At 69.6% G+C, this 14,472-nt stretch carries 11 protein-coding genes; 3 read left to right on the top strand and 8 right to left on the bottom strand.

The genetic code is table 11. The features are described 5' to 3' along the window. Nucleotides 1-138: 138 nt before the first annotated feature. From ACFY6U_RS44595 to ACFY6U_RS44570, 6 genes are all read right to left on the bottom strand, one after another. Nucleotides 139-2,655, bottom strand: coding sequence for a hypothetical protein (locus ACFY6U_RS44595; protein WP_390047772.1), 2,517 nt, complete (start codon nt 2,653-2,655; stop codon nt 139-141). A gap of 762 nt (nt 2,656-3,417) precedes the next feature. After that, entirely contained in the window at nt 3,418-5,112 is a 1,695-nt protein-coding gene (locus tag ACFY6U_RS44590) for a relaxase/mobilization nuclease domain-containing protein (RefSeq protein ID WP_390047770.1), read from the bottom strand. Beyond that, on the bottom strand, nt 5,109-5,771 hold the full coding sequence (locus ACFY6U_RS44585; RefSeq protein ID WP_390047768.1) for a MobC family plasmid mobilization relaxosome protein: 663 nt from the start codon (nt 5,769-5,771) through the stop codon (nt 5,109-5,111). The genes ACFY6U_RS44590 and ACFY6U_RS44585 overlap by 4 nt, the downstream gene beginning before the upstream one ends. 32 nt (nt 5,772-5,803) lie before the next feature. Further along, nucleotides 5,804-7,126 carry a hypothetical protein gene (locus ACFY6U_RS44580; protein WP_390047767.1) on the bottom strand — a complete coding sequence of 441 codons (1,323 nt, stop codon included), beginning with the start codon at nt 7,124-7,126 and terminating at the stop codon, nt 5,804-5,806. A gap of 90 nt (nt 7,127-7,216) precedes the next feature. Next, complete coding sequence (locus ACFY6U_RS44575) at nt 7,217-7,912, bottom strand: ATP-binding protein (RefSeq protein ID WP_390047821.1); 696 nt, start codon at nt 7,910-7,912, stop codon at nt 7,217-7,219. Continuing rightward, nucleotides 7,909-8,832, bottom strand: coding sequence for a hypothetical protein (locus tag ACFY6U_RS44570; RefSeq protein WP_390047765.1), 924 nt, complete (start codon nt 8,830-8,832; stop codon nt 7,909-7,911). Before ACFY6U_RS44570 ends, ACFY6U_RS44575 begins: the two co-directional genes overlap by 4 nt. Nucleotides 8,833-9,328: 496 nt before the next feature. Here ACFY6U_RS44570 and ACFY6U_RS44565 point away from each other — a divergent pair, with 496 nt between their 5' ends. The 3 genes from ACFY6U_RS44565 (at nt 9,329) to ACFY6U_RS44555 (ending at nt 11,608) form a co-directional block, all read left to right on the top strand. Continuing rightward, nucleotides 9,329-9,586: a helix-turn-helix domain-containing protein gene (locus tag ACFY6U_RS44565; protein ID WP_390047763.1), complete on the top strand. Its 258-nt coding sequence runs from the start codon at nt 9,329-9,331 to the stop codon at nt 9,584-9,586. A gap of 90 nt (nt 9,587-9,676) precedes the next feature. Then, nucleotides 9,677-10,042, top strand: a complete 366-nt coding sequence (locus ACFY6U_RS44560) for a helix-turn-helix domain-containing protein (RefSeq protein ID WP_390047819.1) — start codon at nt 9,677-9,679, stop codon at nt 10,040-10,042. 48 nt (nt 10,043-10,090) lie between these two features. After that, entirely contained in the window at nt 10,091-11,608 is a 1,518-nt protein-coding gene (locus tag ACFY6U_RS44555; protein WP_390047761.1) for a LacI family DNA-binding transcriptional regulator, read from the top strand. A gap of 118 nt (nt 11,609-11,726) precedes the next feature. Here the strand turns inward: ACFY6U_RS44555 and ACFY6U_RS44550 are convergent, their stop codons facing one another. Both ACFY6U_RS44550 and ACFY6U_RS44545 read right to left on the bottom strand, forming a co-directional pair. Further along, nucleotides 11,727-12,620 carry a phosphorothioated DNA-binding restriction endonuclease gene (locus ACFY6U_RS44550; protein ID WP_390047759.1) on the bottom strand — a complete coding sequence of 298 codons (894 nt, stop codon included), beginning with the start codon at nt 12,618-12,620 and terminating at the stop codon, nt 11,727-11,729. Between the two features lie 31 nt (nt 12,621-12,651). After that, nucleotides 12,652-14,028 carry a DUF4041 domain-containing protein gene (locus ACFY6U_RS44545; RefSeq protein ID WP_390047757.1) on the bottom strand — a complete coding sequence of 459 codons (1,377 nt, stop codon included), beginning with the start codon at nt 14,026-14,028 and terminating at the stop codon, nt 12,652-12,654. Nucleotides 14,029-14,472: the final 444 nt, after the last annotated feature.

Raw genomic sequence — 14,472 nt, 5'->3', positions numbered from 1 at the left:
CGGTCTGCCCGCTCTCGCCACCTGACTGAACCAGTCGCGTGACCCGCCGGGCACCACTTTGGTGAGGATGGGAGGCGGGCTCCTCGACTGTCTTGAGAAGCCCGCCGCTACACGAGGACCCGGGTTCTACCGTGCCGGTCAGACCTGCAGGATTAGCGCTTCCACCTGTTCGAGCGTCGTCACGCTGGCCTGGGCCGCGGCCCGGACCTTCGCCAGCTTCTCCATCCACTCGATCCGCTGCTCGGCCGGGAGCGCGTCCTCTCCGAGCTGGACTCGCAGGCGGTGCGCCTCCTCGAAATCCATCAGCAGGTTGTGAGCGGAGTCCACGGCCTGCTGGTAGCCGCCCTCGACGAGTTCCACCCGGGCCGGTAGCTCCCGGCGCAGCGCGGCCAGCTGGTCGTGCGGGTCGGCAGGCGGAGCGCCCTGCACGGTGGCGGCAGTGGGATTCGTGCTGGTTCCGGCCGTGGGGGAAGTGGTGGTGCTTCCGGGGCCGCCCGGGGCCGGGTGACCGAGTTCCACGGGGAAGGTCTCGTCGAACCATGCCTTGTCTGCGACGTAGTGGGTGGGCCGGCCTTCGGTGTCAGGAGCGATCACCATCCCCGCGGTGATCGGCGTCCAGCCCTCAACCCAGTGCCGCTCGCCGTAACAGATCAGAGGCTTACCGTCTTCCGCCTTGGGCGGTTGTGTTGCGTCCGGGTGCTCCAGCACGGCCTTCGCGAACGCGAGGAGAAGGGCCCGGCTGACGCCCGGGGCGCTGGTTGCCGTGTACGCCAGGGTGAGGGCGGCGAGGGCGCTCTTGGGGGTGCGCCGTACGCCCTTGCGACTGTCGCCTGCCTCACTGCCCTGACCAGCGGTGATGAACGGCTGCGGAGCGTGGATCAGCGCCGGTGCCATGCGCTGGACGAGGGCGGCCCAGGCGGTCGCGTCGCCGGCCTCTGCCCCGAGGAGGAGCACCTTGAGCGACCGCGGGTCCTGCCCGGCGCCCTTCGCGGTCTCCGGTACCCCGAAGAAGCCGAGAGCGGAGAGGATGTTGCCACGGTGCAGGAACAGCTGGGCGATGGCGGCGGACCACAGGCGGGTGCGTGCCTCTGCCGTCCGCGCCTTGGTCTGGCTCCACGCCGGCTCCTGCAGCGTCCCCCTGACGATCGGCCAGAAGCGCCCCGTGTCGGTGCGCGCGTTCGTCCGCTTCGGGGTCTCGGGCGGGATCTCGGGGAACACGAGCGCGGTGATAGCGCGCACCGCGATGTCACGGAGCACAGCCGGTGAGACATCGTCGCCCGCAGGCACGAGCGGCACCAGCGGGTCGAGCGGTCCGTTGGCGGTCAGCGCGTCGCGTACCCCGACCAGGTCGAGGAGGTCCGCGCCTCGCGCGTCGGGGAACGCCTCGGCGAGCGCGTCCGCGAGAAGCGATTCCCTGGCGTATGCGTCGACGAGCGTTGCGAACAGGGCGATCAGGCGTGCGTCCTCGTCGTAGGGCTGGATGCCGCGCAGGTGGTCGTTGACGTTCAGGGTCCGCAGGACGTGTTCCAGAGCCGCCGGCTTGGTGCAGCCGATCACGATCTCCGCGGAGACCGTGGCGATCTTTCCGGCCCGGACCGACGGGTCGGTCGCCTCCGTTTCCGGTTTGGCGATGGCCTCGTTGAGCCGGTCCGAGAGGCGGTTCAGGATCTCCCGCTGACTCAGCAGCAGCAGCTCGGGATCAGCCTTCTTGCCCTTCGGCATGGGCAGGAGGGACTGGGGCATCCCCGTGACCAGGTGTTCCGGCCGCACACGGAAGATGTTGAGACGGGCCAGTGCACGGTTGTTCCCGGTCACGGCGGCCAGCCGCCACAGCTTCGACACCGTGCCGTCGGGGCGGGTGATCTGCCACTGCTGCAGGACGTTCATGCCCTTGGAGAGCTGGCCCGCGTCTACGAGGGACTCGGCCAGGTCGTAGCCGCGGGTCTTCCCGGCGCGCTCCAGATTCTCGGCGGCGTACCGCTGCATGTGGACGGCCACGTCGTACGGCTGCTCGGCTAGAGCGAGCGCCGCCTTCGGCTCCCCGTCTTCCTCCGCCGCCCGGACCACAGGACGCGGCCGCCGGCCACCGAGGGCGGTCAGGAGGGCTTGGCGCTCGCCATCGAGTTCTCCCACTCGGCGGTCAGCGTCCTCGTGCTTCTGCGCGGCCGCCGCCAGCGCCTGCGCGGCGTACGTGTCGTTACCGGCCGCGCGGCGGCAGCTTTCCCGCTCCTTCTCAGCGGTCTTCGCGGTCTTCCTGGCTTCGTTCAGCGCCAACTCGGCGGCGATGAGGTCCTTGACGCGCTGGCTGGCCTCAGCAACGGGCGGCGACCAGCAGCTGACGGTGCGGTCGTTGAGGTCCCACGGGACCACTGCAGCACCATGAACGTCACACATCAGCAGGAGTACCTGCTCCTCGCCCGCCTGCACGAGACGGAACGCCGAGGGCTTGAGCACCTTCTTGCCGCTGCGGCTGGCGATAAGGCCCTTGATCTCGGTGTCCGGGAGAGCGGTGGCCAGTCCCTCGATGATCGCCTGCCGCGGAGGCGGTACGACCCCGAGTTCCGCAGAGGTGTTCTCGATAGCGTCCGCGAGGTTCCGGCCGTAGGTGTCGGTGCCGATGCGCGGGAAAATGCCGTCAGGTCGTTTCGCGACCATGGTGTTGTCCTTTCACCCGGCGTGCCGGGCGAGCACAGAGGCTCCCGTATCTCGGGAGCGTGTCACGCGCCCGAGCGCCGAAGCCTCGTGCCGACGAGGAACGGGCCAACACCCTGCGGAAGGGAGTATGGCGGTCCTCGCCCCGTACGGCCCACCTGCCAACGCCCGAAGAACGGTCAGCCCCAACAACGCCTCGGTGGCGTCTGGACATCTCGCTGCTTGCTCCTGCTCCGCCGACGGCGGCATGAGGCGGACGCCAGTGATGAGCCACCGACGTGCACCACGGAATCTGCCACCCGCTCCAGCGCAATGCCGAACCAGGACAGCGGAGTTCATGCGATCAGGTGAACTAACAGCCCAGAGTTCCGCCCGTAGGCCGATTTAAGGTAAAGCACGATGGCAACGAAGCGGCGTCAGGCGTAAGCCGGGCTACGCGGTTCTGGCTGCGGGCCGTTGGTGGTGCCCCGATGAGTAAGTCCGACCTGCGCGGACTCCTGGCTCAGTAGGCCCCCGAGGCGATCAAAGTTCGGTGAGAACGCTCAACCTTCGGTGAAACGGGACAACCATTTCGCCTCAGGTAGACAGGAAGGATCCCAAAACGACCGGTGCGCATCGGTGTCGGGTACGACGCGAGCTCGGCTGAGGAGCCGATGCCACGCGGAGGAGGGTCGCGAGGGACGTCAGGAGCCGCTGCGAGGGCCGCTTAATGCGCAGCGCGGGGGTTTGCTGGAGTCGCTCCCCCCAGCACCTACGCGGAACTGATCACCGTCGCTGTGCGGGCGACGCCTTTGGGGCGGGGGTGGTTGCTGCTGGCTGGGCGAGAGGAGCGGGGCGCTGTACAGCCCTTTGGGCTTGTACGGCGCAGCGGCTGGGGGCGTGGCGTTCACCGAGGCGCTGGATGCGCCAGGTGAGGACCTCCGCCGGGGAGAGGGCATCGTCCAGCGGGCGTGGCCCGGCTGCTTGTTGGAGCAGGGTGGTGGGGTCGTGGCCCGCGCGCTCGGCGTCCGCGAGCACGGCCGCCAGTGCGTCCCAGGCGGTCTCGCCGAGGACCTGCTCGGCGTAGGCGGGCACGGCCTTGCGCAGGTGCTCGGCGTATCGGCGCGTGACGTCGGACGGCGGCCTTCGTTCGGCGAGCCGCGACAGCGGGACCGGTGCGGCCTGCCCGTACACGGCCTGAAGGTGGAGCAGCGTCTGTTGAGCTGCAGCCACCCGCTGGTCGTGCTGCTGCAGAGCACTCCTGCGGCGCACGGCGATGACCACGAGGATGGCGGCGTCCACGAGCATGGCCACGAGGCTGTCGTCGGCGGGTTGGGAGCGCATGGTCTTCAGAGCGCCGCGCAGCGCGCGGGCATGCCGGTGGTCCACGCGGGCACGGGTGTTGACCGCGTACTCGAACGCGTAGGCCGCTTGGCGCAATTCGGCGCGGAGGTGAGCGGGGGCGAGGGCGGGCAGGGCGTTGAGGATCTCGCCGAATGCCACCAGGTGTGCCGAGGCTGCCGCCGGGTCGTCCTGGGCGAGGTGGTGGGGGATGCGGTCGATACCGGCGGTGGCCTGGTGCCATGGGTTCGGCCGGGGCCGGCCTGCTGGCTGTGGGACGGCGGGTTCGGTGGCGGCGAGGCGTTCTTGGATCTTGGGTAGGGACAGGTCGGTGGCGAGACTGGAGCCGGAGTACCAGATGGGCTCGAAGTCGGTTTTGGTGTCGTCAGCGAGGGCTACCTTGTAGCCCTTGAGGTCGCCGGAGGGCAGTGTGCGGGTTTCGACCTGCAAGCCCGCGTCGGCGAGCAGGTTGAGGAACTCCTCCACGCTGTGAGCGTGGGAGAGCGCGGTGCGCACCATGAGGCGCAGCTGCTCGCGCACGGGCCGGTCGCGTCCGCTGCGGGCGGCCTTCTCCGTCTCCGCCCGGGTGGGGCGCTTGGCGGCGGGCCAGGTGTCACGGTCGCGATTGACCTGGTGGAGGCCGAAGTCGGTCTCGATCTGGGTGAGTTCTGTCATGGCGCGGTGGTAGTCGTTCCAGTTGCGCGGCGGGCGCAGGTCCCCGCGCATCTTGGTGGCGACGATGTGGATGTGGTCATCCGCGTGACGTACGGCGATCCAGCGGCAGCCGTCCGGATCACCGTCTGGGGCGATGCCGGTGGCGTGCAGGACGCGGCGGGCGATGGTGGCCCACTCGGCGTCGGACAGGGTGCGGTCCTCGGGTGCGGCGCGGAGCGAGCAGTGCCACACCTGCCCCTCGGGGGCCTGGTCGCCGGCCTGCTTGACCCGCAGGTCGAGGGCTTTGACGAGCTGACCCATCCGTTCCGTGTGGCCTGGGCTGCCTTCGGGGCCGGGGTCTGGGGCGAAGCCGTCCCAGGAGGCGACGATGTGCTGGTCGGTGTGCACGGTCGCTGTGCCCGGCCCGAAGAGGTAGATCAGCACGCCCCGGGTGTAGCTGCCCGGTTTGACGATATTCGCGATCACGCTCGGCCCGCCTTCTGCCCGGCGGCCCGGAAAGCGGCCTCGTCCACGGCCTTCACCGCGTCCTGGGCGGCGGTCAGGAGGCGTTCGGCTCGCTCCAAGACGGCGGCGTCCACAGGGTGTGGATCGCTGTCGGAGTTGAGGCGGCGGGCGATCTGGTTGACGTTGGTGCCGATCCGGGCGATCTGGGTGCGCAGGGCGGCGAACTCGTCGATCGCGTCATCGTAGACCGTGCGCTGGTCGGGCAGGTGTGCCTCGCCGTTGACGAAGGCCATGACGACCGCGCCGACGAGGTGCGCGCCGGTGATGCCCAACGCCTTGGCCTTGGCAAGGATCTTGGACTTCTCGTCAACGCTGTAACGCACGTCGACGCGCTTTTCGCGGCGCTCGTCATCACGTTCTCGGCGACGGGCGACACGGTGGAGCACGGCTTCGTCGGCAGCGCGTACGACGACTGGCTGCTCTTCGGCGACAGAGTCTTCGCCCACCCCCTCCTGCTCCGGCGCGCCCTCGCGCCGGAGCCTCGCCTCCGCCACCCCCGGGGCGGAGGCGTCTGCGATGGACCGGCCCTTGGACGGTCCATCGCCATTGCTTGCTGCCGTCGTCGTGGGCGTGGTGATCTCCCTTTGGGTGTTGTGTAGTTCGAGGTGAGAGTCGTGCATTGAGCGGTCTTCCTCGGATGTTGGGTGGCGTCTCAGCGCGGGTGGCCGGCGGGCGCGGTCGGCAGCTCGGCTTTGACGGTGCGGACCACCTCTCCGGCGGTGTCGCTGGCCACGCTGTAGCCGTCCTTGCGCACGGCTTCCTCCAGCAGGTCACGGGAGAGACGTCCGTGCTCGCGGTAGAGGTCCTGGGCGTATTTATTGAGGAGGGCCCGTGTCGCGCGCGGTTTGGAGCCCGGGCGATTCGACTCCGCCCGCGAGGCCGTGCCTGGAGCGTCGCCCGGTGGCCCCTCGCCCGGGTCTGGTTCCGGGCTGACGGTGGTGCGGGCGGGCTGTTGCGGGCGGGCTGCCCGGTCGGCGGTGTCATCGCCCGCGACCTTGGTGGGCGGGCGGCCCGGAGTCTCTGCCCGTTCTTCTGCCGTGGCCCGCGGGCGGGCCGTCGAGGAGCCGCCCCTCGTGCGCGCGGTGGCATCGGGCCAGCGCACGGGCAGTGGCTTGGAGGCCAGGGCAGTGGCCTGTTGGCGGGTGGCGAGCTTGCGCAGCAGCAGCTCGTCTTGGAGTTCGTCGCGGTCGACGTCAGCCTGCTCCAGGGCCTGGTGCAGGCGGTGGGTGAGGCGCCGGCCTCGCCACTTGGTGCGTTTCGAGGGCGTCATGGCCTCTGCCCGGAGAATCAGTGTGACGGCCTGGTCGAGGGCGCGCTCGCGGATGATCCGGGCGGCGTCCGCGTCCCGGTCTGCGATCGAGAGCCGGGCGAGGAGCCGTTCGCGTGCCTGTCGGGCGAGGACGGCGGCCAGGCTGCGGGAGTCGGCGTGCGGGCTGTGGTGGCGCAGCTCGATGCCCATGGCCAGGTGCCAGAGCATGCCTGCCATGACCGGGCCGACGAAGGCCCGCACCGTTCCGCCCACGGGCCCGGATTCGGCGTAGGCGGGCAGGATCTGCACGGCGGTGATCACCCAGGTGAGGGTGCCGGGCAGGCCGGGTGCCTGCTTCGGGCCGTTGAGGTTCTGCCGGGCCAGCAGGGCGGTGGCGAACAGGGCGAGCTCAGCGGCGGCGAACATCGCGGCGCGCTCGATGGTGCTGCCCATGTCGAGGTAGTCGGCGGCGAACCGCCAGCTGGTGTCCGCGCTGTAGGCAGTGCAGCCGATCGCGGCGACGGCGGCGATTGGGATCGCGGCGGTGTTACGGCGGCGTCCGGCGTCCTGCTTTCGTCGGCGTTGGCGCAGGAGCCGTGCAGCAGACAGGGCGGCGACGAGTAGCAGCACCGCGATGGCCGCAGGGGCGGTGATCCAGTGCGGCGGGGCGGATGTGGATGTGCCGCTGCTGTTGGCGTTGATGAGCGTGGTGGTGCCAGGTGTCATGCAGAGGCTCTCCAAGGGGCCCTCACGTTCGAGGGCAGGCGGAAGCGCGGGCGGGCGATGCGAGACGGTGCAGGAGGGAGCGCCGGCCGGTCAGACGGCTTGCGCGGTGCGGCGTCGGTCGGGGCCGGTGAGGATGACGCGTTCGGTCATCTCGGCGAGGCGGGAGGCGACGCGGTCGCCGAGCGCGGTGCGCAGTTCGGCGGTGGGGAGGTTGGTGGTGATGAGGGTGGGGAGCATGTGCTCGTACCGGTGGTTGATGAGCCGGTAGGTGAGCTCCTCGGTCCACTCGCTGGTCTTGGCCGCGCCGAGGTCGTCCAGGAGCAGCAGCGGGCAGCGGGCGAGCGCCTGCAGATCCCGTTCGCCGTCGTGACCTGCGCGAGGGCGGAGCCGTGCGTGCAGGTCGGCGGAGGTGGTGGCCTCCCAGCGCAGGCGGACGCCTCGGCTCAGGAGGGCCCGGACAGCGCCGTACGCCTGGTAGGTCTTGCCCGTACCCGTGGGACCGGCGATCAGCAGCGACGGGCCCTCGGCGATACCCGGTCCGCCAGGGCCAGGGCGTCCTGCCCTGGCGATCTGGCCGGCCCAGGCGGTGATCTGGGAGTGGTCGGCCAGGGCACAGCGGTAGCGGGCCGGGATACGGGCATCCGCCAGCTCCAGGGCGGTGACCGGTTCGTGCTCTGGCTCCTCGGCGGCAGCGGCGGGGTCGATTCCGCGGTTGGTCAGGATGCCGTTGAGCCGGTCGGCGAGCGGGCCGACGCGCTGGGGTGCGCGGGTGAGGGTGGCGGTCAGAGGTCATCTCCGTAGGCGGCGACGATGTCGGTTGGGTTCGTCCAAGCCCTGTGGACGGCGGACGTGGCAGGGGAGGCGGCGTTCATGACCTCGTGGACGAGGCTGGGCAGGACGCTCGGGGACAGCCCCTTGGCCCGATGGCGTTCGAGAGCGGCCCGGAGGTGGGTCGGGGCGATGCCCTCGTCGAGCAGCTTGCGCAGCTGCCCGCCCAGATGGCTCAGGAAGGCGTCCGGCGGGCGGTGGTTGCACGCGGCGACGTACTCGGCAAGGAGCTGCTTGACCGAGACGGTGTCGCGCGCGGGGGCGCTTGCGCCCCCCGAAGGGGTACTTCCTAGATCCATGATCCTAGGTCCTAGATCCGGACGGTGATGCTTCACGGACGGTTCCGGGAGTCCTCCGTGAGCCCCCATGGAGGACTCCGCGAAGCCGTCCTGACCTGCTATTTCGTCATCGGTTCCCGGATTCACCGCGGGTTCGCGCATCTTCCGTGCGCCCTCACCCAGGGCTCCGTGAGGCGGCAGTGAGGGCTCCATGACGTCGACGCTGGCAGCTCTTGGCGTGACTCCGGCCGAGGTGCCGTGTCGGGGGCAGGCGGGAAGGCGGCTCTTGCTGGGCCGGTTGATCTTCTGGTGCTCGTGCCAGGTGACGACGTGCAGGTAGTTCTTGTCGCCCGGGCCCTTGTAGCGGCAGATCAGTTCGGCATCGGCGAGCTGGGCGAGGTCCTTCTCGACGTCTTCGGGCCCGTGGTTCGGACGCAGGACCCACAGCTGTCCGGCGATGATCGCGGCGTGGTCGCGGTGGCGGCCCTGGTCGTCGGCCTGGGTGAGCAGGCCGAAGAAGGTGCGCTCGGCGGCCAGGGAGACGCCGGCCAGGGACTCGGAGACGAAGGCTTCGGGCTTGATGGTGCGGATTCGGGCCAAGAGGTCGGTTCCTCACTCGGTTGCAGGTGGGCGGGCACCCACGGCTCACCGTCGATCGTGGCGATACGGGCTTCAGGGGCAGGGGAGTTGTCCGGTTTCGGGCAGCGAGGGGCACGCTGATGGCCGCTCTCGCTTTCCGGGGGTGTCGTCAACATAGCCACACCCAGGCCGTGCAAGTCCAGCCCTATCCAGCGCAATCTCTCACGGCAGAAAGGCTGCCCAAAAAGCAGGCAGCCAGAAAAGGGTAGGGCACGATTCGCGGTTGCCGAAATAGTTGCCCCGGCTGCCGAGCCAGAAGCATCACATCGAGAAGCCGTTGACCTCCTGCCGACGGGGAAGCTACAACACAACACCCCACGTCAGAGGGGCGATCGATGTACCGGTTTCCGACCCCTCTCAACCCGGGGATCCGCTTCGCCCGAGGAGCCGCGCGAGCGGAACATAGACCACGATCGCCGGTTAACCAAACCGGCGAATGGACGCTACAAATGGAGCCATGCCTGCACGCTCATTGGGAATCGGACCCGCAGGAATGCGGACGGCCCGCACCATCGAAATCCTCCGCACCGAACGCGGTTTGTCGCAGCGCCAGTTGGCCGACCGCATGACCCTGCTCGGTCACCCGACGTCCAACACCATGCTGTCCCGCATCGAACGTGCTCAGCGTCGATGCGACGTCGACGACCTGGTCGCAATCGCCGAAGCCCTCCGAGTCCCGCCCCTCACGTTGCTGCAGGGGCCCATCGCCACGTGATGAGCCCCGTCCAGAACCGCTGACCGAGACTCCCCCCAACCGAGAGAGGACCCGCCCTTCTTGCACCCCACCGCGATATCGCCCGGCCTCGTGCGCCACCGCCTCAGCACAGAGCCCGAAGCCCCCTTGCTGCGTCTCTACCGCCCCGAAGAGATCGCCGAAGCCCTTGGCTGTTCCGCCTGGTGGGTCAAGGACCGCGCCCGACGCGGCCTCATCCCGCACACCCGAGTCGGCCGCGCTTACCGCTTCACCGCCGAACACCTCGCCGGGATCGTCCGCCTCCACGAAGAGCGCCCGAAGCGATCCGTGAGCAATGCGCCGGCGGGTCCGACGGTCACAAGTCCTCCCACTCCACGAACCCGGGCCGCCCAGCCTCCTGGGCCGACTACCGCTCCGCCGACAGGGCGTCTGCGGGCCCGACCGCCTCGTCGTACCCAGTACGAGACCGTCGCGTAGCGCGCCCGCGCCCAGCCTCAAACCGAGAGCACAGGAGGAAGACGGAAGTTGGGCTTCGCGGAGAAGCGCGGGAACTACTGGCGCGGCCGGTACAAGACGGCGCCCGGCAAGCACCTCACGGTCGTCGACGAGAATGGCAAGGCGATCCGCTTCGCCACCAAGGGTGAGGCCCAGCGCGCCGCGAGCGAGGCCGAGAACAAGTACCGCCGCGGCGACTGGCGCGACCCGGCACTCGGCCATGAGACCTTCGGCGAGTACGCGAACCGCTGGTACGAGGCCCAGGACCTGGCCGCCTCGACCATGCAGAACTACAAGCGCCACATCGAGGAGCACCTGCTCCCCGACTTCGAGGGCAAGGCGCTCGCCGGCATCCTGCGCACGGACGTCGACCTGTGGGAGAAGAAGGAGAAGGCCGTCTACTCGGCCTCCAGCGTGAAGACCTGGCGCTCGACGCTCCACCTGATCTTCGAGGACGCGATCGACGAGGGCCTGATCACGTCCAACCCGGCCACCCGACGGCGCGGACGCGGCAAGCGCGCCGGCCGCTCCCGAGACCGCGGCCCGGAGAAGGTCGTCACCGACCCGCTCGGCATCCTGCTGACCGCCGAACGGGCTGCCCTGCTCTCAGGCCGCGACGACGAGTTCGTCGCCGTCGTCCTCAAGGGCTACACCGGCATGCGCTGGGGCGAAATCGTCGGCCTGGAGGCCGAGTTCGCCCGCCCCGGTGCCGTCCGTGTCGAGTGGCAGCTGTACGAACTCGACACCGGCGAGCTGGTGCGCTGCCCGCCCAAGGACGACAGCTACCGCACCATCGACGCGATGGACTGGCTGTCGGCCCTGGTCGCCAACCATGTCGCCCGCACGAAGCCGACACCCTGCCCGTGCCACGGCAAGACCTACGTCTTCCGGGGGCAGGGCGCGGCCCGCACCGGTGGCCACCAGGGCGCGAAGCTTGTCGACGTCGCGCGCCGTGCCGAGGTCTCCACGGGCACGGTGTCTAACGTCCTCAACCACCCCGACCGCGTCACCGAAGCCAAGCGGGTGAGGGTGGAGCAGGCCATCGCGGACCTGGGCTTCGTGCGCGGCGGCCCGGTGTCGCAGCATGCCGCCCACTGGCGCCGCAACGGTTTCGCGACGTGGCTGTTCACCCCGGCGGTCTCCGGCTGGTACCCGAAGAAGGCACCGCAGGAGGCCCGTCCCGTACCGCTGCTCGGCGAGCCGTGGCCCGGTGTCCCGGCCCGAGGACGCGGCGCCAGCGACCGGGCCGACGCCTGCTGGCTCCCGATCGCCAAGGGCCTCACACCCCACGGCCTCCGCCACACCCACCGGACCGTGATGGAGGACCTTGGCACAGAGAAGGTCCTTATGGACGAGCGCATGGGCCATATCGACGGCTCGGTCTCGGCACGCTACGCCCATGTCACCCCTGGTATGCGTAAGCGCCTCAAGCTTGGGCTGACCGAGCAGTGGGAGGCAGCGCTCGATGCCCGCTTGGCGATGAGCCCTCGTTCGCCGGTGAGCGTCCTCGACGCGCTGTTGCGAGTGCGCCGTGAAGCGGTGAAATAGCGGAGTGTTGCCCGAGGCGACGGAGCGGGAAACACATGCGAGCGCTGAAAGCAGCATGGGGAGCGATCAGCGATGCTTGGTGCGCCCAGTCCCTTGGTATCCGGCATTGGACACCGGGTCAGGCGGCGGTCGGGCGTGGGCTGCCGTGGAAGACCTGGCTCGTGTGCCAGGAGCGGTGGGCTGCCGCGATGGGTGGGGTGCCGGGTTGAGGGCCTATGAGTGGTCGGCCGGCGAGTGCGGTGACGTGCTCGCGGGCGGCGGGGCTGCGGCCGACGAAGCTCTGCGAGACCAGGATGCGGTGGCCGTCGCCTATGCCGAGGACGCCCTTGTCGAACAGCTTGTGGTGCAGCGAGCACAGGCACAGCCCGTTGTCGACCTTGTCCGGGCCGTCGAACGCCCACCAGCGCACATGCGCGGCCTCCAGCCCGACGGGCGCCGCGCCGATCATGCCGTCGTAGCCGCAGAAGGCGCACTGGTACTCGTAGGCGGTCAGCACCAGTTCCCGCATCCGCCGGTCCCGCTGCCGCCTCTCGGGTGCTGCCAGAGCGTCGGTCTCCGCGAGTTCCAGTTCGAGGCCGACCGTCTCGCACAGGTCCTGGTGCAGCGACGGCGGGAAGTGCAGGTCCAGCAGCACCCTTGCCATACGGCCCAGCAGCGACGGTTCCCGCCGCAGTGCCAGCCGCAGGTCCGGGGCCAGCCGCCCCGTGGCCCCGCTGGCCCGCAGCTCCCGTACCCCCGTGCCGGGGCTGCCGGCGCCGCGATCGGTCCGTACCTCCCACACCTCGTCGCTGACCAGATGGTGGAAGGGATAGGCGGGCGTGGTCCCACGCGCCGGGCCGTACTCCGCCAGCAGTTGCTTCAGATCGGCCTCCACCGCGGTGTATCGCAGCTCGTCCTCGGCATCAGCCTGAAACCGGCCCAGCGCGTACAGCAGCAGCAACGGCTTGTGCGGCGCCCGCACCCCGTCCCGGCTCCACTGCCTCAGCTTCGCCGCCCGCTCCAGCCAATCCATGACCGTGATCGTAGTGATGCTTGGCCGCGCATCATGCTGTCCGGGTGGCAACTCCTCCTGCGCCTGCGGCAGGCGCACCGGCTTCGCCGCCCGTGCGCCTGCCGGCCCGCCATTCCAGCGCCTGGGGTTCCTCGGTGAACTCGATCAGGTGCTGTCCGGCGAACCGTTGCAGTGCGTCGCGTACCTCCGCCGGGGTGGCGTAGAAGAACTCCTTGCGGGTGTTCACCTGGTTGACCCGCTTCGAGGCGAACTGCCGGTGGAGTTCCGTCTCCAGGCCGACCGCGTCCTTGCTGAAGATCAGCGCGTGCACGTCGAAGCGGAAGGGTACGGCCGCGCCGCTCAACTCGTAGACGCGCTCCAGTGGTTCGAGTCGACGCGTCATGCCGATCTTCACCATGCGATCGCCGAAGGCGCCGATGTTCGAGATGACGTACACGTAGCCGGCGCGGATGTTCGCCGCGCGGGACTCGACGTCCTGCAGAGCGTTCTCGATTTCGGCCAGTTTGGCCTCCATCTCCGCCACGCCCGCCTCGTCACCGCGCTCGCGCAGGCGGTCAAGTGCTGACTGATAGTGACCGAGTTCCTTGTTCAGCTTCTCGCGCTGCCGGTCGAGTTCCCGCTGGACCGCCGCCTCCTCGCGCTCCCGGGCGCGTACCTCGCGCTGGGCTTCCTTCTCCTCTTCCTTCTTCTGCAGGAAGTCGGCGGTGAGTTCCAACTCCCGCACGCGCGCGTTGTGGTACTCGTCGGTGATCCGGATGTGCATGGTGGCACCGAGCCGGGCGATCGTTTCGCGGCTCTTGTAGAGCCGGTCGACGAGGGAGCTCAGCCGGTGCGGCCGCATGGACCGCACGGCGTAGTCGGCTTCGGCGTTGTAGGCGCGCAGCATGAGCTTGGAGAAGTCGCGGACCATCTTCTGGCCCTCGCGCTTGGAGCCGTTGACCGTCCAGTCCGTGGCCGCCTGGACGGCGCGGCCCACACGGGCGAGCGCCTTGATCTCGTTCTGCAGCGTGTCCAGCCGGCTGCGGTAGGCGATCGCGTCGTGCAGCGCATGCCGGTAGGCATAGATCCCGGCCTCCTGCAGCATGGCGGTCTCGTCGGCGTTGACGATCTGGCCCTGCAGTTCGGCAAGCCGTCGCTCGGCGTCGAAGACGTCCTTGCGGTGCCGGTCGGCCTCCTTGCGGACCCGCTCGGTCTCCTTCGCTGTCCGGCGCGCGTCGGCAAGGATCTCCTTCGCCGTCTCGCGCGCGTCCTTGAGGATCTCCTCGGCCTCCTCGGCGGCTTCGGCGGATGTTCGCTCACGCAGTGCTGCGGCCTCCGCCTCGACCTGCCGCACAAGACCGGCGACCCGCGTGGCATCCAGCCCCTGTGTCCTTGTGATCCACGCCCGCAGCTCCTCGGCCTCGGACACCGCATCCGAACGCCGACGCCCGAACAGCCCTCCCTTCCGAGGAGCCGGCACCGCGGTCGTGCTCCCGGGAGCGGCCGTGGCCGGCACCGCAGAGGCTCCCGTGGCAGGGCCGACAGCGAGGGTGCCGGTGGTGGAGTCGGCCTCAGGAACCCACAGCTGCCATCCCGCCGGCATCGGGGGCCACAAGGGGTCGGGCCGCCAGTCCGGCGGCGGCATCCATCCCGCGGGTGGCACAGGCCAACCCGGCGGCGGATTGAAACGGTATGTAGTCATCCCCCACCCCCTCGCCCCTGAGACTCCCCAGCACACAGGGTGCCGGATATTCCCGGCAAACGTAGAGTGACATTTTCTTGGTGATCAGCCACTTGATCACCCGCACATTCCACCTCGTAATCATCCTGTGTCTATGCGTGAGGCTCTCGCTGAGGGAGGGATGCGACTTCC

It is taken from the genome of Streptomyces sp. NPDC013157 (assembly GCF_042899865.1).
In the GTDB taxonomy this organism is placed as follows: Bacteria; Actinomycetota; Actinomycetes; order Streptomycetales; family Streptomycetaceae; genus Streptomyces.
The sequence above is the reverse complement of the archived record's forward strand: the minus strand, read 5'-3'. Positions and strand labels throughout refer to the sequence as shown.